The organism is Streptomyces sp. NPDC111507, from assembly GCF_055638955.1.
Genome location: NZ_JBVKBU010000012.1, coordinates 57,594 through 79,853 on the forward strand (window position 1 = coordinate 57,594; position 22,260 = coordinate 79,853).

At 69.5% G+C, this 22,260-nt stretch carries 19 protein-coding genes; 13 read left to right on the plus strand and 6 right to left on the minus strand.

Translation table 11 applies throughout. The annotated features are described in order from the left end of the window. Positions 1–26: 26 nt before the first annotated feature. Positions 27–860 (minus strand): mycofactocin-coupled SDR family oxidoreductase, encoded by an 834-nt coding sequence (locus tag ACZ7M2_RS36175; RefSeq protein ID WP_471598873.1) that lies wholly within the window; start codon positions 858–860, stop codon positions 27–29. Between the two features lie 351 nt (positions 861–1,211). Here ACZ7M2_RS36175 and ACZ7M2_RS36180 point away from each other — a divergent pair, with 351 nt between their 5' ends. From ACZ7M2_RS36180 to ACZ7M2_RS36190, 3 genes are all read left to right on the plus strand, one after another. Next, positions 1,212–2,015: an SDR family NAD(P)-dependent oxidoreductase gene (locus ACZ7M2_RS36180; protein ID WP_471598874.1), complete on the plus strand. Its 804-nt coding sequence runs from the start codon at positions 1,212–1,214 to the stop codon at positions 2,013–2,015. Then, positions 2,015–2,884, plus strand: a complete 870-nt coding sequence (locus ACZ7M2_RS36185; RefSeq protein ID WP_471598875.1) for a sugar phosphate isomerase/epimerase family protein — start codon at positions 2,015–2,017, stop codon at positions 2,882–2,884. Before ACZ7M2_RS36180 ends, ACZ7M2_RS36185 begins: the two co-directional genes overlap by 1 nt. 150 nt (positions 2,885–3,034) lie before the next feature. Then, a complete protein-coding gene (locus ACZ7M2_RS36190; RefSeq protein WP_471598876.1) occupies positions 3,035–4,042 on the plus strand; it encodes a zinc-dependent alcohol dehydrogenase in 1,008 nt (335 codons plus the stop codon). A gap of 47 nt (positions 4,043–4,089) precedes the next feature. Here ACZ7M2_RS36190 and ACZ7M2_RS36195 read toward each other — a convergent pair whose 3' ends face one another. From ACZ7M2_RS36195 to ACZ7M2_RS36210, 4 genes are all read right to left on the minus strand, one after another. Continuing rightward, positions 4,090–4,914: a mycofactocin-coupled SDR family oxidoreductase gene (locus ACZ7M2_RS36195; RefSeq protein ID WP_471598877.1), complete on the minus strand. Its 825-nt coding sequence runs from the start codon at positions 4,912–4,914 to the stop codon at positions 4,090–4,092. Positions 4,915–5,086: 172 nt separating this feature from the next. After that, the gene (locus ACZ7M2_RS36200) at positions 5,087–6,544 is read right to left on the minus strand and encodes an MFS transporter (RefSeq protein WP_471598878.1); all 1,458 of its coding nucleotides are present in this window, start codon (positions 6,542–6,544) and stop codon (positions 5,087–5,089) included. 815 nt (positions 6,545–7,359) lie between these two features. Beyond that, entirely contained in the window at positions 7,360–8,130 is a 771-nt protein-coding gene (locus ACZ7M2_RS36205) for an SDR family NAD(P)-dependent oxidoreductase (protein WP_471598879.1), read from the minus strand. Then, positions 8,127–9,665, minus strand: coding sequence for an acyl-CoA synthetase (locus ACZ7M2_RS36210; RefSeq protein ID WP_471598880.1), 1,539 nt, complete (start codon positions 9,663–9,665; stop codon positions 8,127–8,129). Before ACZ7M2_RS36210 ends, ACZ7M2_RS36205 begins: the two co-directional genes overlap by 4 nt. 164 nt (positions 9,666–9,829) lie before the next feature. Here ACZ7M2_RS36210 and ACZ7M2_RS36215 point away from each other — a divergent pair, with 164 nt between their 5' ends. The 7 genes from ACZ7M2_RS36215 to ACZ7M2_RS36245 all read left to right on the plus strand — a co-directional run bounded on the left by ACZ7M2_RS36215 (position 9,830) and on the right by ACZ7M2_RS36245 (position 17,550). Further along, on the plus strand, positions 9,830–10,657 hold the full coding sequence (locus ACZ7M2_RS36215) for an enoyl-CoA hydratase/isomerase family protein (protein WP_471598881.1): 828 nt from the start codon (positions 9,830–9,832) through the stop codon (positions 10,655–10,657). Beyond that, positions 10,654–11,712, plus strand: coding sequence for a 2,3-butanediol dehydrogenase (locus ACZ7M2_RS36220; RefSeq protein ID WP_471598882.1), 1,059 nt, complete (start codon positions 10,654–10,656; stop codon positions 11,710–11,712). The genes ACZ7M2_RS36215 and ACZ7M2_RS36220 overlap by 4 nt, the downstream gene beginning before the upstream one ends. Position 11,713: 1 nt before the next feature. Then, the gene (locus tag ACZ7M2_RS36225; RefSeq protein WP_352051639.1) at positions 11,714–12,868 is read left to right on the plus strand and encodes an acyl-CoA dehydrogenase family protein; all 1,155 of its coding nucleotides are present in this window, start codon (positions 11,714–11,716) and stop codon (positions 12,866–12,868) included. Between the two features lie 267 nt (positions 12,869–13,135). Beyond that, on the plus strand, positions 13,136–15,133 hold the full coding sequence (locus tag ACZ7M2_RS36230) for an alpha-ketoacid dehydrogenase subunit alpha/beta (RefSeq protein ID WP_471598883.1): 1,998 nt from the start codon (positions 13,136–13,138) through the stop codon (positions 15,131–15,133). Positions 15,134–15,449: 316 nt separating this feature from the next. After that, positions 15,450–16,187, plus strand: a complete 738-nt coding sequence (locus ACZ7M2_RS36235; protein ID WP_471598884.1) for a TetR family transcriptional regulator — start codon at positions 15,450–15,452, stop codon at positions 16,185–16,187. Positions 16,188–16,313: 126 nt separating this feature from the next. After that, a complete protein-coding gene (locus tag ACZ7M2_RS36240) occupies positions 16,314–17,327 on the plus strand; it encodes a hypothetical protein (RefSeq protein ID WP_471598885.1) in 1,014 nt (337 codons plus the stop codon). A 73-nt stretch (positions 17,328–17,400) separates the two neighbouring features. Next, on the plus strand, positions 17,401–17,550 hold the full coding sequence (locus tag ACZ7M2_RS36245) for a hypothetical protein (protein WP_471598886.1): 150 nt from the start codon (positions 17,401–17,403) through the stop codon (positions 17,548–17,550). A gap of 74 nt (positions 17,551–17,624) precedes the next feature. Here the strand turns inward: ACZ7M2_RS36245 and ACZ7M2_RS36250 are convergent, their stop codons facing one another. Further along, on the minus strand, positions 17,625–19,286 hold the full coding sequence (locus tag ACZ7M2_RS36250) for a flavin-containing monooxygenase (RefSeq protein ID WP_471598887.1): 1,662 nt from the start codon (positions 19,284–19,286) through the stop codon (positions 17,625–17,627). Positions 19,287–19,578: 292 nt separating this feature from the next. Between ACZ7M2_RS36250 and ACZ7M2_RS36255 the strand changes: the two genes are divergently transcribed. The 3 genes from ACZ7M2_RS36255 to ACZ7M2_RS36265 all read left to right on the plus strand — a co-directional run bounded on the left by ACZ7M2_RS36255 (position 19,579) and on the right by ACZ7M2_RS36265 (position 22,252). Beyond that, a complete protein-coding gene (locus ACZ7M2_RS36255) occupies positions 19,579–19,971 on the plus strand; it encodes a carboxymuconolactone decarboxylase family protein (protein ID WP_471598888.1) in 393 nt (130 codons plus the stop codon). Positions 19,972–20,085: 114 nt separating this feature from the next. After that, positions 20,086–20,826: an SDR family NAD(P)-dependent oxidoreductase gene (locus ACZ7M2_RS36260; RefSeq protein WP_471598889.1), complete on the plus strand. Its 741-nt coding sequence runs from the start codon at positions 20,086–20,088 to the stop codon at positions 20,824–20,826. Positions 20,827–21,064: 238 nt separating this feature from the next. Then, entirely contained in the window at positions 21,065–22,252 is a 1,188-nt protein-coding gene (locus tag ACZ7M2_RS36265; protein WP_471598890.1) for an NAD(P)/FAD-dependent oxidoreductase, read from the plus strand. The last annotated feature ends 8 nt before the right edge of the window (positions 22,253–22,260 follow it).

The following is a 22,260-nucleotide window of genomic DNA, read 5'->3' on the forward strand; positions in this document are numbered from 1 at the left end:
GGAATCCTCACGGTCGTAGGGCGTTTTCAGCGGATGCTGAAACCGGCGTCCAGCGGCCACTGGATGCCGGTGATGAAACGTGCTTGTTCCGAGACGAGGTAGGCCACCGCGTCGGCCACGTCTTCGGGCTGGAGGACGTCGAGCGGCAGGGCGTTCTGCATGCCGGAGACGAGGTTGTTCTCCCCGGAGGCGGCCTGCGCCATGAGCTTCTCCATGGCCGCGTTCTGGGTCATGCCGCTGAGCACGCCGGTGGGATGGATCGTGTTGACCCGGATCCACTCCGGGGCGAGGGCACCGGCGAGGTTCTGCATCAGGCCGACGAGCCCGCGCTTCGCGGCGGTGTAGGCCACGCCGCTGGTGTTCAGCGAAGGGGTGCCCTTCAGCCCGGCCGACGAACTGGTGATCACGATCGATCCGCCGCGGCCACCGGCCCGTAGGGAGGGAAGGGCGACGCGCACCGTGTGGAAGACGCCGGTGAGGTTGACGTCGATCACGTCGTTCCAGTCCGCGAGGACGTCCTCGGACTCGTCACCGAGCCGGATGATGCCGGCGTTCGCGATGATGATGTCCAGCCGGCCGAACTCGGCGTACCCCTCGTCGAACGCGGCCTGCAGGGCTGCGAAGTCCCGCACGTCGCACTTGCGTGCGACGATACGGCGATTCTCCCGCTCAACCAGTCGGACGCTTTCGGCGAGGTCGTCCTCCGACGCGTTCGGGTACGTCATCGTGGGGATGTCCGCGCAGATGTCCACCCCGATGATGTGGCACCCCTCCCGGGCCAGCCGCACGGCGTGGGCCCGCCCTTGACCGCGGGCGACTCCCGTGATGAAGGCGACCTTTCCCGTGAGTTCCTCGGACATGGTCTCTCCTTCGAGGGTGATCGGCACAGGGATGCCGGCTCATGGACATGGGCTTGTGGACATCGGCTCACAGACGCGGAACTCCGCTTGCAGGAGGCCGAATTCACGTGTCGGGACGCCGTTCGAGGGATGGCGCCGTGCGTGCCGCAGGGCCGTCCGGCTGCGGTGCGGCGCCGTCCAGAGCAGCAGTGTGATCGCCGTGTCGTGCGCTTCCGGCGAAGGTGTCCACTCAGTGGAACACGCGAGTCGAGGGGGCGTTCGTCATGTGCCGCTTCGACGAACTGAGTGTATTCAATTGACTGATTCGTGGTTACAGTGAGCCACGTTCGCAGCCCCGGCAAAGGAGTGCGCGTGACGGAAGTGACAGCCCCCGACCGGTCGCCGGTCGCGGTACCCCAGGAACGGCCGCTCGCCGGACGGCGCGTGCTGGTGACCGGAGCGGCCGGCGGAATCGGGGCGGCGGCCGTGTCCGTGTTCCTCGCGGCCGGGGCACGCGTCGTTGGCCTGTTCCACTCGACACCGCCGCCGGACGGGCTCAGGGCCCGCTGCCACTGGCTGCCCTGTGACGCGCGCTCCCGCGACTCGGTCGATACGGCCTTCGAGCGGGCCGCCACCGTCCTGGGCGGTCTGGACGTCCTGCTCAACGCCGCGGGGGGCTGGTGGCCCGGTACGCCAGAGTCACTGTCCGGCGACGAACTCGACACGATGCTCGACGTCAACCTCCGGAGCACGGTCCTCACCAACCAGGCCGCGTTCGAGAAGATGCGACACGGCGGCGGGCAGATCATCAATCTCGGATCCGGCGAGGGAGTGCGCGGGAACCCTCTCGCGCCGCACTACGCGGTCGCGAAGGCAGGCGTCCACGCCTGGACCCGGTCCGTGGCGGCGGCGTGGGGAAGGTACGGGATCACGGTGAACGCCCTGGCGCCGGCGGTGCAGACCGCAGGGGCCGACCGGCTGTGGGAACACCTTGGCGAGGAGGGTGCCGCGGCGCTCAGGCAGAACCTGCGGTCCGCAATGCCGCTCAGAGGTGAACTCGGCGATCCGGAGACGGATCTCGGGCCGGTCATGGTGTTCCTGGCCGGTACCGGGGCCCGGTTCATGACAGGTCAGCTGATCGCGGTCGACGGCGGCCTGCAGATGCTCGGCGCCTGATGCCGAGCGACAGCGATCAGTGCCTTCGTCCGATGGTCGGCCTGGAGCACCTGACCCTTCGCGAGGAACTACTGTCCGTGTTCGTCGCCGCCGCTGCGGCGGGCGACGCCGCCAGCGTCTGTCTGAGCGTCAGACACCCCGGCGCCCGAGACCGGAAGGTACTGCGCGAGACCGTGTCCCAGCTCGACGCGCTCGCCATCCCGATCGCCATGGCGGACGGATTCCTCCTCAGCCCCGGGGCCGGGCTGGACCCCCTCCGACGGCAGCTCGACGTGCTCTCGGACATGCGTGCCCCGTTGGCCAACACCTGCGCGTACGAGCCCGATGTGAACGCCCCGCGCGATCCGGGCGCGACAGCCGATCTGCTGGGCGAGTTCTGCCGGATCGCCCGGACCGCGCACGTGGACGTACTGCTCGAGTTCACGCCGCTCTCGCATGTGCCGTCACTGGCGGCGGCGGTCGCGGTCGTCAGGCAGCTCGACCAGCCGAACCTCAGGATCCTCGTCGACACCCTCCACCTCGTACGCGCCGGCGAAGGACCGGCCGAACTGGGCGGGATCGACCGACGTCTCATTGGCTACTGCCAGTTGAGCGACGGTGCCCTCGCGTCCGGGAGTCCCTCGGCCTACCTAGACGAGACCAACCACGACCGGACCGTTCCCGGCGACGGAGAGTTCCCCCTGGACGAGATCCTGCCGCTCATTCCCGAGGACGTGACGATCAGCGCGGAGGTCCCGTTGCGCCGCCTCGAGCGGGCCGGGGTCTCACCGGAGGAACGCGCTCGGCGGATTCTGGACCGCAGCCGTCGGGTCGTGGCGAGGGCCTGGCGACGACGGACACGGCCGGGGGCGCACGGTGGAGATCGCTGACAAACCCGTCCGCACAGCGGGAAGCCACGGCTGTTCCGCCCTTTTCCCGCAGTAGCTTTTCGCAGGCGCCCACAGGACACGAGGAAACAGGCGCCCACGGAACACGAGGAAACAGGCGCCCACGAACTGCGAGAAGGGGGACTCCACGCCATGAAGTCCGCGATATACAACGGGCCTTTCGACATCATTGTCACCGAGCGCGAGACGCCGAGCTGCGGGCCGAGGGATGTACTGCTCCGCAATCTGCACGCCGGCATCTGCGGGTCGGACGTGTCGGTCTATCTGCACGGTCCCGGAGCGCATCAGATTTTGCAGGGTGCGGAGTTCGGGCACGAAGTCGTTTCCGAGGTCGCCGAGGTGGGGTCCGAGGTGACCGGGTTGTCCGTCGGAGACCGGGTGTACCCGTACCCCCTTCTGGCGAAGGGGGACCCGCGCAAGGCGGGCTGCATCGGCGGATTCTCCGAATACATCCTGGTGCCCGACTGCCGCGTGGGACAGCAGGTCTTCCCCGTGGACGACCGCATCCCGACACCTGTCGCCGGGCTCGTCGAACCCTTCACCGTCGCTCACCGCGCGGTACGGCGCTGCCGCCCCCGGCCGGGCGAGAAGGCCGTCGTCTTCGGCGCCGGCACCATCGGGATCGGTGCCGCCGTCGCCCTGCGGAGCTTCGGTGTCGACGAGGTCATGGTGGTGGACCTCGCGGACCTCCGCCTTCGGAAGGCCGCCGGCCTCGGCTTCACGACCTGCAACTCTTCCCAGGAGGAGGTGCGGGAGCGGGCGGCGGAGGTCATGGGCGAGGTGACGACGCTGCTGGGTACCTGCCCCGACGCCGACATCTACATCGAGGCGGCGGGAGCCGACGCACTGCTGGCCACCATCCAGGACATGGCCAAGCCGGGGGCCCGGATCGGTGTCGTGGCGGTGCACCCCGAGCCGGTCCCGGTGAACCTCGTCCGGCTCGCGTACGGCGAACAGGAGATCATCGGTCCGGGCGGGTACCGGCCCGAGGACGTCATCGACGTCATGAACATCATGGCGAGCGGAACGTTCGATCTCGCGTCGATCATCACCCACACCTTCGCACTCGACCGGATCGTCGAGGCCGTGGAAACGGCCGCGGACCGTGAACACGCCCTGCACGTGGCGATCGCGTACTGAACCGACCACATCCGCGAGCGGTTCTCCGCACCGGCGGGGTCGGCCGCCTAGCGGACGCAGAATCCAGCGTCCAGCGGAAGCTGGATTCCCGTGACGTAGGACGCCTGGTCGCTCAGCAGCCAGGCGACCGCGTTGGCGATGTCCTCCGGCTGCAGGATCTCGATGGGCAGGGCGTTCTGCATCTGGGCGATCTCGCTGCCGCGCTGCGCGGCCTTCTTCGCGAGGGCTTCGTTCTGCGTCATCCCGCTGACGACGCCCGTGGGGTGGATGGTGTTCACCCGGATCATGTGGGGCGCCAGGTCGTTGGCGAGGGTCTGCATGTAGCCGACGAGGCCGCGTTTGGCCGCGGTGTAGGCCTGGGCGCCCGCGTTCGGCGAGCCGGTGCCCTTGATACCGGCGCTCGAACTCGTGATGACGATCGAGCCTCCGCGGCCACCGTCGATCATGGCCCGCAGGCCGGCCCGGACCGTGTGGAAGACACCCGTCAGGTTCGTGTCGATGATGTCCTGCCAGATCCGCACGAACTCGTCGCCGTCCTCGGCGGCGAAGCGCACGATGCCCGCGTTGGCGAGGATGAAGTCCAGTCGCCCGAACTCGGCGTAGCCCTCGTCGAACGCCGACTTCAGAGCCTGGTAGTCGCGTACGTCGGCGGGCAGACCGACCATTCTGCGCCCTTGCCCTTCGACCAGCCGGACGGTCTCGGCCAGGTCTTCCGAGGAGGCGTTCGGGTAGTCCATGGTGTCGATGTCGCGGCAGATGTCGACCCCGATGATGTCGACACCCTCGCGCGCCAACCGCACCGCGTGCGCCCTGCCCTGACCGCGGGCCGCACCGGTGATGAACGCGACCCTGTCGGCAAGTGACCCGGCCATGCTGTCCCGCCTCCCGAATTCGACGCCATCGCGTCGTTCTCCGACACTCCGTACACCGGCAAGAAGTGTGATCGTCGCCCTGGCACACCGGACGGCGCCTGCCCACTCAGTGGGACGGGACCCGCGAGCGGGCTCCCGCACCGCGAGCGGCGGTGCGGGAGCCCGGTCCGGGTCAGGCGGCCTGGCCGACCTCGGCGTCGTCGAGGCGCTCTGCCTTCGGGACCAGGGCGACGAGCAGCCCGCCGAACGCACAGCACCCGATGACCAGCCAGATCCCGTTCACGAAGCCCTTGTCGAGGTAGAACTGGGTCCCCTTCAGGATCATGCCGTGCTGCGCCATCACCACGTAGGCCAGCTGGGAGACGATGATCTGCGCCACGCCCAGGACCAGGTTCTGCGCGCCGTTGGCCATGGCCTGCTCCTCGGGGCTGACCACCTCGATGACCATGATGGGCACGACCGCGACGACCACGCCCGTACCCAACCCCGCGACCACACCCCAGGAGATGATCTGGCCGGCGGTCGAGTGGTACTGCGTGCCGATGCCGTAGCCGACGATGGCCAGCGCGACACCGATGCCCAGCAGGATCCGGCTGTCCATGCGCCGCGCGATGCTGCCGGTGCCGACCGCACCCAGGATGATCATGGCGCTGATCGGGCTGGTGACGATCGCGTTGTGCGTACCGGACCAGCCAAGACCGTCGGAGACATGGGGGATCCTCGGCATCAGCACCAGCAGCTGGATCACCACACCGACCGCGTTGAGCGCGCCGGCCGCCACCGCGGTGGCCAGCAGGGCGGACCACACCGGGCGGCGCCGGATCATGGCCAGCGGGAACAACGGCTCGGCGACGCGGCGTTCGACGAGCAGGAAGACGACGAGAGTGATCACGGCGCCGACGACGAAGCCGATGAACTTGCCGCTGCCCCAGCCCCATTCCGAGCCCTGGCCCACGGCGTAGACGATGAGGGTCACCCCGCCGCCGAGCAGGAGTCCGCCGACCCAGTCCATCCGGCCGGCCCGTTCGCGGACCGGGCTCTCCGGGACGAGGGCGAGCACCAGAACGAAGGCCGCGGCTGTGCTGATGGCCATGAACCACAGGACGCCACGGAAGCCGTGGTTGTCGAGCAGCCAGCCGGACAGGAACGGGCCGCCGAAGGCGACCAGGCCCACACCGCCGGCCATGATGCCGTTGGCGAGTCCGACCCAGCGGCGCGGGAAGACGTCACGCGTGATGGCGTAGGCGAGCGGGGTGGCCGCCGTGTAGATGCCGGCTATGCCGCGCCCGATCAGCAGGGTGCGGTAGTCGGTGGCCATGGCGGCCACCAGGTCTCCTGCGAAGCCCAGACCGGTGGCGACGAGCAGGGCCCGCCGCTTGCCGAACAGAGCCGCCCCCTTGACCACGAAGGGCAGGAAGAACGTGCCCGTCAGCAGGGTCATCAGGGTGAACCAGGCGATCTTGGTGGTCTCGAAGTGGATCGCGATCGCTGCCTGGGTGGTTCCGGACAGGGCGGCGACGAGGGAGACCAGCTGAACCGCCCACAGCAGGGCGGCCACGATGAACCCGTTCCGCATGGCGGAGCGGGATCTCTCCGGGCTCTGGGGTGGGGTGGTCTGTGTCTGGGACATGAGAGGCCTTCCGTGGGTGAGCGGAGGTCCAGGGAGCGGCGCTGGTCCAGGCGGCCTTGGAGGACGTCCGGCGCAGGATCGGTCCCTGCGGATCGTGCCGTTGCGCATGGCCGCGGACCCGGAAGAGGGCACGGCTGGGGCACGGCCTTGCGTTGCTTGGATCCTTGAGTTGCTCGGATCAGGGCGGACCAGGGAGCGAGCACGCGGTGACGCACCGGTCGACGGCCGACGCCTTGTTGCGGTTCGTGTCGGCGCGGCTTCGACCGCCCGCCTCAGCCGATGCGCCGGCCGGACGGTGTGTCGTCGAAGCGTGGGGACGCAGGAACGGTTGTGCGGTGTGCCGGCCCGTATGACGTCTGCGCTGCACCGTCCTGCCGCGCGGCAGGACGGGCTCGGTGCGACGGGGCTGCGTGTTCCGGCTGGGTGGCCCGGGTGCGGGCGGGAGTGGGCGGAGCCGGAGGTCGGGTGCGGGAAGGCGGGGTGGTGCTCCCGATTCGCGCATGATCTTCGTTGAACATACGGGTCTCTCCTGGCAGCAGCGATGCGGCTGCCGGTAAAATAGACCCAACGGTCGGTACAATCAATCGGTTGGTCAAGAAAAAGCGCTCGCTTGCGCGGACAGCAGGGGCAAGTGTCTCTGTCCATCCCTGTGACCAGCGGTTTCGTCGGCACGATGAGTGGCGGGCGGAAGTACGGCCCACAGCCCTTCGCGGCCCCGAACAGCGCATGGCTGAGGGACGGTTCACGGACCGTCCCTCAGCCATGCGTATGCGGTTGTTCCGGGCCCGCCGCGGAGCCCGGCCTCCTCCCGTCCGCTACCAGGCCGTCCAGCCGCCGTCCACGGTGACCGTGGTGCCGGTCACGTACCGGGAGGCGTCGGAGGCGAGGAACACCGCGGCGCCGCCCAGTTCGTGGGCCTCGCCGACCCGGCCGAGCGGGGTGCCGCCCACGATGCGTTCACCCCAGCGGCTGTCCAGCAGACCCGAGCTCAGGTCGGTGCGGAAGTAGCCCGGCGCGAGGGCGTTGACCCGTACCCCCCGGTCCGCCCACTCGACCGCGAGCGACTTGGTGAGCGCCTCGACACCGCCCTTGCTGGCGGCGTACGCGGCGATCCTCTCGAAGCCGGCAGCGGCGTGCACCGACGAGACGTTGACGATCGAGCCCGACCCCTGCTCCAGCATGACCTTGCCGGCCTCGCGGCAGCAGTGGAAGGTGCCCGTCAGGTTGATGTCGAGGACCTGCTGCCAGGCCTCGTCCGTGACCTTCTCGCTCCGGGTGAAGTGCGGGCTGACACCGGCGCAGTTGAGCACCGCGTCGAGCCGGCCCGCCCACTCGGTGATCCGGCCGACCACGGTCCGCACGGTCTCCGGGTCGGCCACGGAGCCGGGCACCGCCAGTACCTTGCCCCCATGGACGGCGAGTTCGGAGGCCAGTCGCTCCAGGTCCTCGGCCGTGCGTGCCGTCACGGCCAGGGTCGCTCCGGACTGCGAGAGGGCTACGGCCATGGCCCGGCCGAGCCCCTTTCCGGCGCCGGTCACCCAGACCGTCTTGCCGTCGAGGCGCAGATCATTCGTCACGTCGGTCATGCCTGGACCTCCGTAGGCAGGTTGCGCAGGTTCCGTTTGAGGACCTTTCCCGAGGGGGTGCGCGGGAGTTCGTCGACGACGTCGAAGCGGGCGGGCACCTTGAACTTGGCCAGCCGCGCCTGGCAGAACTCCCTGAGCTCCTCCGCCTCGGCCTTCGTACCGGGACGGAAGACCACGAAGGCGCGCGGCACCTCTCCCCAGCGAGGGTGGGCGAGGCCGACCACGGCGGCCTCCAGGACGGCCGGATGCTCGTACAGGACGCGTTCGACCTCGGGCGTGGCGATGTTCTCGCCGCCGGAAACGATCATGTCCTTCTTGCGGTCGTCGATGTAGAGGAAGCCGTCCTCGTCGACGTGCCCGATGTCCCCGGTGTGGAACCAGCCGTCCTTCAGCGCCGCCGCCGTCGCCCGCTCGTCGCGCCAGTAGCCCGCGAAGACCTTCGGGCCCCGCAGGGTGATCTCGCCGAGTTCCCCGGTCGGCGCCTCCTGGCCGTTGTCGTCGACGATCCGGACCCGGGTGTGCGGCACCGGGCGGCCGACCGAGCCCAGTTTGGACAGGCAGTGCTCGCGGTCGAGGAAGGTGTCGCCGGAGACGGTCTCGGTGAGCCCGTAGGCATCGGCGAACCAGGCGTTGGGAAAGGCGGTCATGACGCGCCGCAGTACGGGCTCCGGGGTCTTCTCGCCACCACCCAGCACGAAGCGGACCGAGGTGGTGTCGTGCGACTCCCGGTCGGGCACCTCCAGAACGGAGTTGACCATGGCGGGGGCGAGCCACAGGTTGGTGACGCGCTGCTCCTGGATCGCCTTGAGGACGCCGCGGGCGTCGAACTTGCGCTGAAGGACGACCTTTCCTCCCGCGTACAGGACACCGAGCGCCGGCATGTCCAGGCCGCCGACGTGGTACAGGGGGCCGCACACCAGCGTGGTGTCCGCGGCGGTCAGCCCGAAGTGGACGATGTGCGCCAGGTTCTTCGCCTGCAGGTTCCCGTAGGTGATGCACACGCCCTTCGGCCGCGAGGTGGTGCCGGAGGTGTACATCAGCCGCTGCAGGTCGCCCGGCTCCACGTCGACGGGTTCCACCACGGCGCCCTGGTGCCGGGCCAGCAGGTCCTCGTAACCGGTCCACCCCGCAACGGTGGCGTCATCCGCCACCTGGATCCGGTGGTGAAGTCCGGTCAGTACACCGGCGATCCGGTCCACCGCCGGGACGAACTCCGACTCGGTGACGATCACCTTCGCGCGGGAGTGGTCCAGGATGTACTGCCATTCGTCCTCCGACAGCCGGTAGTTCAGCGGCAGGAAGACGGCGCCGATCCGGTTGACGGCGTACACCAGCTCCAGGAACTCCGGCCGGTTGTAGAGCAGCAGCCCGACGATGTCGCCGCGGCCCACGCCGAGTGCGGTGAGGCCGGCTGCCAGCTGGTTGACCCTTGTATGGAGTTCGCGCACCGTCAGGTGCCGTTCGTCCTGCACGACGGCCACGGCCTCGGGCCGATGGGCCGAGTGGTAGTCGAGGATGCTCGCGAAATTGTCCACGGCGACTCTCTTGTTCGGTGACCGGCATTGTCCCGACCGGTCGGTTGCCCGCTGCAAAGTTTTCGTGTACCCATTGGTCTATAAAACCAGTAGCGGCACTTTACGACGCTCCGCTGCCGGCTACAACCGTCAGTGGGGCGGCTTCCGCCGAGAAGGGGGTTTCTGTGCCACGCATTCGTCTGCAGGTCCACGGGCCTGTCGTCGTCCTTCAGCTGGCCAATCCGCCGCTGAACGCGTTCGACTCCGTGCAGCGCGAGGAGCTCGCCGCCGCCGCGCGCGAGCTGGCGGACGCCCGTGATGTGCGGGCCGTGGTCCTCTACGGAGGGGAACGGCTGTTCGCGGCCGGCGCTGACATCAAGGCCCTGGCCGCGATGGGGCCGGAGGAGATACGCGGCTGGAACCGGGCGCTGCAGCGGACCTTCGACGAGGTCGCCCGGCTGCCGATGCCGGTGGTGGCGGGGATCACCGGATATGCGCTCGGCGGCGGCCTGGAACTGGCGCTGTGTGCCGACTACCGGGTGGCGGCCGAAGACGCGGTGCTCGGCCAGCCCGAGGTACGGCTCGGCATCATGCCGGGCTCCGGCGGCACACAGCGGCTGACCCGCCTGCTCGGCCCGGCCCGGAGCAAGAACCTGCTGATGACCGGCCGTAATGTCCGGGCGGAGGAGGCCCTGCGGATCGGCCTCGTGGACGAGGTTGTCCCCGCCGATCAGGTGCTTGAGGCCGCGCTCGGATACGCGCGGACCCTCGCCGAGGGGCCGGGCGCGGCCCTGGAGGCGATCAAGGAGGCCGTGGACCACGGTGCCGACGCCGGTGTGGCCACCGGCCTCGCGCTGGAGCGGTCCCTGTTCACCGGTGTCTTCGGCACGGCGGACGCGGCCACTGGGCTCCGTTCCTTCCTTGAGCACGGCCCGGGGAAGGCCCAGTTCGGCGAGGCCGCGCGGGACGGTGGCGCGAAGGAGCACGACGACACGAAGGGGCAGGAGGCATGAAGGCACTGCGCTGGCACGGCGCGAGGGACCTGAGGCTGGAAGAGGTACCCGAACCGCCGCGACCGAAGCCGCACGAAGCGGTCATCGAGGTCTCCTGGTGCGGCGTGTGCGGCACCGATCTGCACGAGTTCCTCGAAGGCCCGCACATGATCCGTACCGGCCCGCATCCGCTGACCGGGGCCGAGCCGCCGCTGGCCCTGGGGCACGAGTTCAGCGGGACCGTGCTGGCCCTGGGCAGCGAGGTACCCGGCCTCGGGGTCGGTGACCGGGTGACCGCCGACCCGGTCTGGCGCTGCGGCACCTGCTACTGGTGCGTGCGCGGCCAATACCACATCTGCCCCAAGAGCGGTTCCGTCGGCCTCGCCTCCTCCGGCGCGTTCGCCGAGCGCGTCACCGTGCCCCTGGCCGGGCTGACCCGCCTTCCCGACAACGTCACCGACGAGATGGCCGCACTCGCGGAACCCCTCGCGGTCGGCCTGCACGCGGTGACCCGGGCGGAGGTCGGCCCCGGCGACAACGTCCTGGTGGTCGGAGGCGGACCGATCGGCTTCGCCGTCGTACTCGCGGCCCGGCTCGCCGGAGCGGCCGGCCTCTATGTGAGCGAACCGCTGAAGGAACGCAGGGAGAAGCTCCTGAACCTCGGCGTGACCGAGGCCTACGACCCGAGGGAGACGGACGTACGGCGCGAGGTGTTCCTGCGCACCGGCCGCATCGGCCCGGACGTGGTGATCGACGCGACCGGCGTGGCGTCCCTCGCGGCACAGGCGGTCGCCACCGTCCGGCGCGGCGGCCGGGTCGTCCTCGCCGGTGTCGGCCACGGCAGTGTCGAGATCGACATGGGACAGCTCGTCTTCTACGAGCGTTCCGTGCTCGGCACGCTCGGCTACAACTTCGACATCCCCCGGGTCATCGACCTGATGAGCACCGGGCGCCTGGACGCTTCACCGCTGCTGACCGGGCGATTCTCGCTGGACGAGGGCGCCGGGGTCTTCGCGGACCTGGCCAGGGACCGCGCCTCTCATCTCAAGGTTCTGCTGACTCCGAAGGGACTCTGACATGGATTTCGACCTGCCTGAAGAGACGCAGGCGCTGCAGCAGATGGTCCGTGAGTTCGCGGCTCGCGAGATCTCGCCGCACGCGGCCGAGTGGTCGGAGAACGAGCAGTTCCCCACCCACATCTTCACCAAGCTGGGCGAACTCGGGCTGATGGGCATGCTCGTGCCCGAGGAGTACGGCGGCGCCGGATCCGACATGGTGTCCTACGTGGCGGTGATGGAGGAACTGGGCGCGGCCGATCAGTCCGTGGCCTCGACGTGGAACGCGCACTCCACGATCGCCACCCTGCCGTTGCTCGCCTACGGAACCGAGGAGCAGAAGCACCGCTGGCTTGCGCCGCTGGCGCGGGGCGAGGCCATCGGAGCCTTCGGCCTGACCGAGCCCGGCGCCGGCTCCGACGCGGCCGGCATCGCCACCACCGCCCGCCGGGCGGACGGGGGTTGGGTGATCAACGGCACCAAGATGTTCATCACCAACGCCGGTACGGACATCAGCCAGGGTGTGACCCTGCTGGCGGTGACGGGCCTCGACGACGAGGGCCGTAAGCAGTTCGCGACGTTCTACGTGCCGACGGACACGCCGGGCTACACCGTGGGGCGCAAGCTGAAGAAGCTCGGCTGGCACGCGATGGACACCCGGGAGCTGGTCTTCACCGACTGCTTCGTGCCGGACGACCATCTGATCGGCGAGGAGGGCGGGGGACTGCGCCAGTTCCTGTCCGTGCTGGACAAGGGCCGCATCAGCGTGGCCGCGCTGAGCATGTCGCTGGCGAAGGCGGCGCTCGCGCTCGCGATCCAGCACGCCAGGGAACGTGAGCAGTTCGGGCGTCCGCTCGCCGCCTTCCAGGCCGTGGCGCACAAGATCGCTGACATCGGTACGGAGTTCGAGGCCGCCCGGTGCATGGTCTACCGCGCCGCCTGGCTCGCCGACCAGGGGCGCCCGCACGCCACGGAGTCGGCGATGGCGAAGCTGTACGCCTCCGAGGTCGCCAACCGCGCGGCCTCCCAGGCGGTACAGATCCATGGTGGCTACGGGTACATGCGCGAGTCGGAGATCTCACGCTTCTACGCCGACGCCAAGATCCTGGAGATCGGCGAGGGAACGAACGAGATCCAGCGCAATGTCATCGCCAGGGACCTGGTCCGGCGGGCGTGAGGCTCGGCGCGGCCCCTTCCGGCGGTGCGTCGTCACGTACCGCCGGACCGGATCAGCCTCCCACCGGGACCGGCGCCCAGGAGGCCTCGGGGTCGAGGGGGAGTTCGGGCCGGTCGCGCTTGAACGCCTCGGCCTGTTCCTCGACGGCTTCCAGGACGTGCTTCGGCTTGTTGGACCGTTCAGTACGTCTAGACCGTTCAGTACATTAAATGATGACCGAGGCGGTGCTCCAGGCGCATCGCCTGCGTGAGCTTAGCGAGGACGCACATGACTGTGGCACCGCAGATCACCGGCGTGGAATCCACGCATGCGAACGAACTCCTGGAAATGTACCGGCGGATGAGCCGTATCCGCCGGTTCGAGCAGCGGGCGTCGGAGCTGTACAAGGCCACCGAGATCCCGGGCTTCCTGCATCTGTCGATCGGTCAGGAGGCCACTGCCGTCGGCGCGTGCTGGCCCCTTCGGGACAGTGACGGCATCACGTCCACGCACCGCGGCCACGGGCATGTGCTCGCCAAGGGGCTGGACGTGGCCCCGATGATGGCCGAGCTGATGGGCAAGGACGCCGGCACCTGCCACGGCCGCGGCGGTTCCATGCACATCGCCGATCCCGGTCTCGGCATCTTCGGCGCCAACGGCATCGTCGGCGCGGGCCTGCCCATCGCCGTGGGCGCGGCAACCGCGGCCAAACTGCGTGCCGCCGGTGACGTCGTGGTGGCGTTCTTCGGGGACGGGGCGGTGGCCCAGGGCATGTTCCACGAAGCCGTCAACCTGGCCGCCGTATGGGACCTGCCGGTCGTCTTCCTCTGCGAGAACAACCACTACTCGGAGTTCTCGCCGGAATCGGAGCAGCACCGGGCGCCGCTCTCGGCCCGGGCCGCCGGCTACGGCATCGGCTACGCGCAGATCGACGGCAACGACGTGCTGGCCGTGACCGGGATGATGACTGACGTGGTGGAGGGGATCCGGCAGGGTGGCGGTCCGGTCCTGGTGGAGGCGGAGACCTACCGCTGGCACGGCCACTACGAGGGTGACCCGCAGCGCTACCGCAGCGCGGAGGAGGTCGCCGCCGCCAAGGAACGCGACCCCCTGCTCGTGGCCCGCCGGCATCTGGCGGCGGCCGGGGTGGGCGAGTCCCTGGCCGACGCGGTGGACCAGGAGATCGACAAGGAGATCACGGCGGCGGTGGAATGGGCGCGGAGCCTGCCCGAGCCCGCCCCCGAAACCCTCCACGACTTCGTCTTCGCCCCGCGCGCACCCCTGCCCGAGCCGGCCCCGCTCCCGGCCGACGCCGAGATCTTCCGGTCGATGGACGCCGTACGTCTCGCCCTGGAGCACGAACTCACCGCGGATCCCTCGGTGTTCGTGGCCGGGATCGACGTGGGCGCGGGCGGCAACGTCTTCGGGCTCACGCGCGGGCTGGCCCAGGCGTTCCCCGGCAGGGTCCGCGACACCCCGATCAGTGAGAGCGCCATCCTCGGTACGGCGGTGGGCGCGGCCATGGCCGGCATGAAGCCCGTCGTCGAGATCATGTACATGGACTTCATCGGCGTCTGCCTGGACATGCTGCTCAACCAGGCCGCCAAGCTCCGTTTCATGACCGGCGGACGTGCTTCGATGCCCCTCGTCGTGCGCACCCAGTTCGGCGCGGGCCGTTCCTCGGGCAGTCAGCACTCGCAGAGCCTGGAGGCCATCCTGGCGCACATTCCCGGGCTGACCGTGGTCATGCCCTCGACCCCCGCGGACACGTACGGGCTGCTCCGGGCCGCCATCCAGGACCCGAACCCGGTCGTGTTCGTCGAGAACCGCCTCCAGTACGGCTTCAAGGGCCCGCGCCCCGGGGTCGATCACCTGGTCCCACTGGGCAAGGCCAAGGTCGTCCGCGAGGGCACCGACATCACGCTCGTCTCGTGGTCCCGGATGGTCCAGGACTGCCTCGCGGCCGCGGAGCAACTGGCCGCCGAGGGCGTCAGCGTCGAGGTCGTCGACCTGCGCACGATAGCGCCACTGGACCGCGAGACCGTCCTCGCCTCCCTGGCCAAGACCAACCGCCTGGTCATCGCCCATGAAGCGGTACGGGACTTCGGCGTCGGCGCCGAACTGTCCGCCCTCGCCGTCGACGAGGGCTTCTGGCACCTGGACGCTCCCGTCACGCGCGTGGCGCCGCCCCCGGTACCGGCCCCGTACGCGCCGTCCCTGGAGCGTGCGTGGCTGCCCTCACGCGACACGATCGCGGAGACCCTGCGCCGTATCGCTGCGGTCTGAGGACAAAGATGCCTCCGGGAGAATTCCCGGAGGCATCTTTGCTGCAGAAGCCCGAACCCGGCCCGGTTGAATCGGCAGGACCCCACGGTTGGATCGGACTAAAAGAATTCTAGTGATGCGGTAACCGCCGGTCAATGATTGATGACATCAGAGAATCTTTACTGAAATGCCTAATAGACCGAATGGTCCAAAAACCTGTCCCGTGGTCGCCTCACGAGCGCGACCCCATGGACGCGCCGACGTGCGCGTCCCGTCGTGAACGAAGATCCGGAGCGGCTCTTCGATCACCTCACCGAAGCACCTAGACTGCGGAGTCATGGCAAGACCACCAGGGCATGGACCGGGCTACGAGATCAAGCGGCAGGAGATCATCGACAAGGCGGCCGCGCTGTTCGCCAGGAAGGGATACGCCGCCACCGGTATCGCGGAGGTGGGTGATGTCGCCGGGTTGGCCAGGGGTGCGCTGTATTACTACATCGGCTCGAAGGAACATCTCCTCGTCGAGATCCAGGACCGGGTGATGCGCCCCATGCTCGCCAACGTCCACCGAATCGCCGCCCTGGACGAGGATCCGGTCCTCCGGCTCCGGATGCTGTCCCAGACGCTGCTGGAGAACATCCTGGCCCGCCTGGACCACGTCTGGGTCTACGAGCACGACTACCGGAACCTGCGCGGGGTCAACCGCTCCCGGCTCCTGAGCCAGCGTCGTGAGTTCGAGGACGTCGTCCAGCAGCTGCTGGTGGCCGCGATGGAGGACGGGTCCTTCCGCAAGCTCGATCCGCGGCTCGCCACCCTGCAGTTCCTGAACATGCACAACCACACCTACCAGTGGATCAATCCCGCCGGTGAGTGGGACGCCGGCCGCCTCTCGCGCGAGTACTGCGCGACCCTCTTCCGGGGCTTCGCCGGGCCCGGCTACGGGTTCGACGACCTGGAGGACCGGATGAGCGAGTTCCTCGCGAAGAGGGAGACCGCCACCCCCGAGCCGATCCATCACGCGCAGGGATCCGGCCCGGCGTCGCCGCCGCGCCGCCGGGCGGCCAGACGCGGCTGACCGCCCGTGTTCCGGGCATTGCCTCGCGAGGCGAGGGCCGGGTAGTGTGACCGCGTTTTAATTCGCCGACCGATCGGTCTAATCCCCGCTGGGCAGTGGACGACTGCTCTGCACGTGGAGGATTCCATGACTGGACTGACGAACGTTCCCGGCGGAGAGGCGACGCGTGCGAGGGGCCGGTCGGCACACGCCGCGCGCCGACCGGCCGAGGTCGACATGCTGGTGATCGGAGCCGGCGCGACGGGCCTCTATCAGCTCTACCGCGCTCGGACCGAGGGCTTCTCCGCATTGCTGCTGGAGGCCGGCCTCGGCGTCGGCGGGATCTGGTACTGGAACAACTCCTTCGAGGCCTGCTTCGAGGCGGACAGCAGCATGCGCGGTCACCTGTTCTCGGCGGAGCTGGGGGCGGAGCGGGAGCGGCCGCCGGAGGGCGCCGGGCAGCCCGGGATCGAGCGCTACCTGAACCACCTGGTCGACCGGCACGATCTGCGCCGTGACATCCGGTTGGGCGCGAGAGTCCGTTCGGCGGTCTACGACGACTCGACCGGGACCTGGTCGGTGCTGGCAAGCGGCGGTGAGGCGTACCGGGCGCGCTATGTGGTGGCCGCCACCGGGGCCCTGCTGGTGCCGCTGTCGGAGACCACTGACGCCGGCCGCAGGGCGGGCGGGGCACCGGGTGCCGGATTCGGGGCGTACGGCGACCTGGGCGTGTGCGGGGGCGGAATCCTCGCCGTCGGCGACCGTGCCCTCGGCGGTGGCGCGCTGACGCGGCTCGGGGTGCGCGGACGGGACGGACTCAGGCTCTCCGGGTACTGGGCGGCCGGCCCGCGCACCTATCTCGGCGTGATGACCGCGGGCTTCCCCAACTTCTTCTTCCCCGGCGGGCCGCACGGCCTGCCCGACAACCCTCGTCACCCGGGCGACCAGGTGGACCTCGTCACCGGGGCCCTCCTGCACGCGCGCGACACCGGGCGTGAGGTCGTGGAGGTGGGGCTCGCGGCCGAGGAGGAATGGACAGATCTGGTGCGCGGCACCCTGGTCTCGTCTCTCCTGAACGGCGGCCGGTCCCGGGATTCCGTGATGACCGCGGACGACGCGTTCGGGGCGTTCATCTTCTCCGAGGCCGGCCGAGCCGCCTGAGGCCGCACACACCGATGCCCCCGGAACCGGATTCCGGGGGCATCGCAGGGGCAGCGCCGGAGGGCCGCCCGTGATGTCAGACGGTGGCGACGGGCGCGAGGGGCTTCCTTCCGAGGGGTACGAGGCGATCCGCCAGGCATTCAAGGGCCGCTACGACGACGCATTGCGGCGCCGGGACGGCGAGTGGCGCTTCCGGCGGAGGGTCGGCACCTTCCTGCCGTGAGCTGCCGTGAGGCGGTCGCCGAAGACCCGATGCCCGGCCGGCCCAGGGACCGGCCGGGCATCGCTGTCATGGGATCAGGCGTCGGCCGCCGTACCCGCCTTGGAGAGGTCGAAGGTGTTGAACTCGTTCTCCTTGACCTCTCCGATCAGCTCCTGGAGCTTCCACCGGCCGGTCGGGTTCAGCAGCTGGCTGACTGCCTTGCCCGGGATGTTGGAACCGTAGAAGTAGCTGGCCTTCTGGAAGATGGACATGTTGTCGCTGTTGTTCATGAGGTCGGTCCACTCCTTCTCCGCGGACGCCTTGGCCTCGACCACGTCGTAGCCGTAGTCGCGTGCGTGGATCAGGACGTCGTGGGTGAAGTCCGCCTGGTCGCCCGCGTAGCGGGGGTTGTTGCCCAGCGCGCCGTGCGGGCCGCCGGGGAAGAAGAAGTTGGGGAAGCCGGCCGTCGCGACACCGAGATAGGTGCGCGGGCCGTTCGCCCAGTACTCCTCCAGCGCCAGGCCCTGGCGTCCGCGCAGCCCGAGCCGGTTGAGCGCTCCGGTGCCGAAGTCGTAGCCGGTGCCCCAGATGATGATGTCGTACTCACGCACGCCCGCCGAGGTCTCGATGCCCGTCTCGGTGAACCGGACGATGGGCTCCTCGGGGAGGGAGACGATGGAGACGGCCGGCTTGTTGTACGCCTCGTAGTAGCCGGTGCCGAACGGAGGACGCCGGGCGCCGTAGCCGCCGTCCTTCGGGGTCAGTTTCTCCGCCGTCTCCGGATCGTCGACGATGCCGCGGATCTTTCCCGCCATGAAGGCGCACCACTCGGCGTTGACCTCCGGGTTGTACGTCATGTCGCGGTAGTGCTCGGTCAGCTTGGTGAAGCCGGGGCTGTTCCAGATCTTCTCGTAGAACTTCTGGCGCTCCTCGGCGCTGACGTCCGCGCCGCTCACCGGGTTGAGGGCGTGCAGGAAACCGCTGGGGGAGGTGTTGAGGGTGTCCCGGATCCGCTCGAAGTCCGCCTTCAGAGCGGCCTGTTCCTCGTCCGTGATCGGCCTGTTGTTCAGCGGCGTCACCCAGTCGGCCTTCATCTGGTAGACCGTCAGGTCCGAGACCGCGTCGGCGATGGCGGGGACGACCTGAACGCCGCTGGAGCCGGTCCCGACGAGCGCCACGCGCTTGCCGGTGAAGTCGATGGGCTGCTCGGGCCAGCGGCTGGTGTGGTACTGCTCGCCCTTGAAGTCCTCGCGGCCCTGGATGGCGGGGATGAAGGGAACCGACAGATTGCCGGTGGCCGCGACCAGGAACCGGGTCCGGACCGTCGTACCGTTCTCGGCCGTCACGGTCCAGGTGCCGGTCTGCTCGTCGAAGACCGCCGAGGTCACCTTCGTGTTGAAGGCGATGTCGCGGCGCAGGTCGAACCGGTCGACCACGTGGTTGAAGTAGCGCTCGATCTCCGGCTGGCCGGCGTACTGCTCCGACCACTCCCACTCCTCCCACAGCTCCTTGGAGAAGAGGTAGCCGTAGGTGTAGCTCTCGGAGTCGAAACGCGCCTCGGGGTAGCGGTTCCAGTACCACACACCGCCGACGCCGCTGCCCGCTTCCAGCAGCTTCGCCGAGAAGCCCGCCTCGCGGGCCAGGTACAGCTGGTAGATGCCGGTGACGCCCGCGCCTATGACCACGACATCCAGCAGGTCGGCCGTATCGGCCTGACCTCCGGGTGCCGCGGCCGTCGTCTTCGTCGTGTTGCTCATCTGCCCTCCACAGTGCACAGGGGGCTGCTCCGCCCGCGTGAGCCCGAGTTTATTTATTCGACCGATCGATCGAATATTGAGGCGAGGGTAGAGCAGGGTGCTGACTCGATCAATGGCCGTGTCGCAGGGAGGCGCCCTCCGGGGTGATGTCGATCTCGTGCGACGCCCCTCCGGTGGCGGTTCCGCACCCCGGCCGACAGGTAATTGCTGTCGTGGGCGTTGATTGTACCGACCGATTGATCTAACTTTCCTTTCGGGGGAGCACACAGCGTCGTGCCAACGGGAGTCGCACATGACGGCCACGAATGCCGAAGAGCCCACCGACCTGCGCAAAGCGGGACTCAAAGCCATGCGAGACGCGCTGCCGGGCGTGTTCCCCGAAGGGGACGTCGACCTGCGGGACGGACGTCTGGGAGAAGAACTCGTCGAGATCGGCCTGACCAGCGTGTGGGGTGCGCTCTGGGCTCGTGAGGGGCTCAGCCCGCGCGACCGCAGCCTGGTCACCCTCGGAATCCTCATCGCGCTGGGCGCCGAGACCGAACTGCGCACCCACTTCCGCGTGGGCGTCACCAACGGCCTCACCCGCGAGGAGATCGCGGAGGTCATCTACCACGCCGCGGGCTATGCGGGCTTCCCGGCCGCGACGGCGGCACGGACCGCCGCCCGCGAGGCATTCCCCGACTGACGTAGGGCGGCGCCCTGTGAGGCGCCGGACGAACACACGGGGACGAACCACCGGCCACGCGATCCCGGCCCGACGTGGGCGGTCGCGCGGCGTCACGCAAGATGAGGAGCACGCATGTCACTGCAAGGAAAAGTCGCTGTCGTCACGGGTGGCGCCCGTGGTATCGGGCAGGCTGTCGCGGCCGTGCTGGCCGCCCGGGGTGCGTCGGTCGCGGTATGGGACCTGAACCTCGAAGGTGCCGAGAAGACCGTGTCCGCGATCCAGGAGGCGGGCGGTGTGGCGATCGCTGTCGGGGGTGACGCGGCCGATGCCGCCGCCGTCGCCGGGGCGGCCGCCCGGATCCGTCGGGAGCTGGGGTCCGTCGCGATCCTTGTCAACAACGCCGGGGTCACCGCCTATCAGCCTTTCGTGAGCATGGGTGAGGACGCGTGGGACCGGATGATCGGCATCAATCTGAAGGGGCCGTTCCTGGTCACCAGGGAGCTGGTGCCCGACATGCTGGAGGCGGGCTGGGGGCGGATCGTGAACATCTCGTCCTCGTCCGCGCAGACGGGGGCGCCGGCGATGGCCCACTACGCGGCGTCCAAGGGTGGGGTCATCGGGCTCACCCGGGCGCTGGCGATCGAGTATGCCGACAAGGGCATCACCGTCAACCACGTCCCGCCCGGCTTCATCGACACGCCGCTCGCGCGTCAGGGGCCCGTGGACATCGACGCCGCCGCGGCGCACATGCCGATGAAGCGGGCCGGGCAGCCGGAGGACGTCGCCTACGCGGTGGCGTATCTCGCCTCGGAGGAGGCCGGTTACGTCACCGGCCAGACCCTCAGCACCAACGGCGGACGCCACCTCGTGTGACATCCGCCGGGCCGGGGCCGCGAGGGCGTCGGCCCGGCGTGGGGGATCAGGCCGTCGGCCCCGGGGCGGGCGACCTCGCGGAACGGGCCGCCCCATTTCATTGTTTCGACCGATAAGTATAATTTACTTGGCAAGGTCGCACGAAGCTGCATCGGAGTGACGGTATGAGGATCGAGCACGGTTTCCCGGACGGCGGCCGACGGCTGCCCGTCCGGCCGGTGGCCGCCGGGGTGGCCGTATGACCGCCCCCGCACGGCTCCTGGTGGTGGGCGCGTCGGCGTCCGGGCTGACCACCGTGGAGGCCGTGAGGCGCAAGGGGTATTCCGGTGAGATCGTCGTGATCGGCGACGAGCCGCACGCGCCCTACGACCGGCCGCCCCTGTCCAAACAGGTCCTCTCCGGCGCCTGGGAGGCGGATCGGGCGACGCTGCGCACGGACGAAGCCCTGGCCGGTCTCGACGCCGACTTCGTGCTCGGCGAGGAAGCGGTCGCCCTCGACGTGGCGACCCACACCGTGCGGACGGCGTCCGGACGCGAGTTGTCGGCGGACGCGGTCGTGATCGCCACCGGCGTCCGGGCGCGCACCCTGCCCGGGCAGGACGGTCTGGCCGGCGTGTATGTGCTGCGCAGCCTCGACGACGCCCTTGCCCTGAAGCGGGAACTGCGGCCCGGGGCGCGCCTGGTCGTGGTCGGCGAGGGTGTGCTCGGATCCGAGATCGCGGCCACCGCGTGCACGCTCGGGCTGAACGTCACCCTCACCGGCCCGCTCAGCGCCCCGATGTTCCTGCAGGTGGGCCCCATGGTGTCCGGGCTCCTGGCCGACCTGCACACCGAGCGCGGAGTACGGCTGCGGCTGGGGGCGGGCGTCGCGGCACTGACCGGCCGGGACGGCCGGGTCGCCGGGGTGGAGCTGAGCACCGGGGAGACCCTGCGGGCCGACGTCGTGGTCGTCGCGATCGGTGCGTCCCCGGCCACACAGTGGCTCGCGGACAGCGGGCTCACCCTCGACAACGGCGTGGTGTGCGACTCCCGGTGCCGCGCGGCGGACGGGATCTACGCGGTCGGCGATGTGGCCCGGTTCCATCACGAGGGCTACGACCGCCTGATCCGGCTGGAGAACCGTACGAACGCCACCGAGCAGGCGGCGGCCGTCGCCGGCGCGATTCTCGGCGAGGACCGGCCGCATGTGCCGGTGCCCTACTTCTGGACCGACCAGTTCGACGCGAAGCTCCAGGTGCACGGGATGCTGCCGGCCGACGCCGATGTGGAGATCGTCGAAGGCGATGTGACCGCCCGGCGGTTCGTCGCCAGGTACACCAGCGACGGCGTCGTCACCGGAGTCCTCGGCTGGAACATGCCCAAGCAGTCGCGGCTGCGCCGCCAGGAGGTCGTCGACGGCCTTCACGCCCCGCTGTCCACCCCCTGAACCAACCA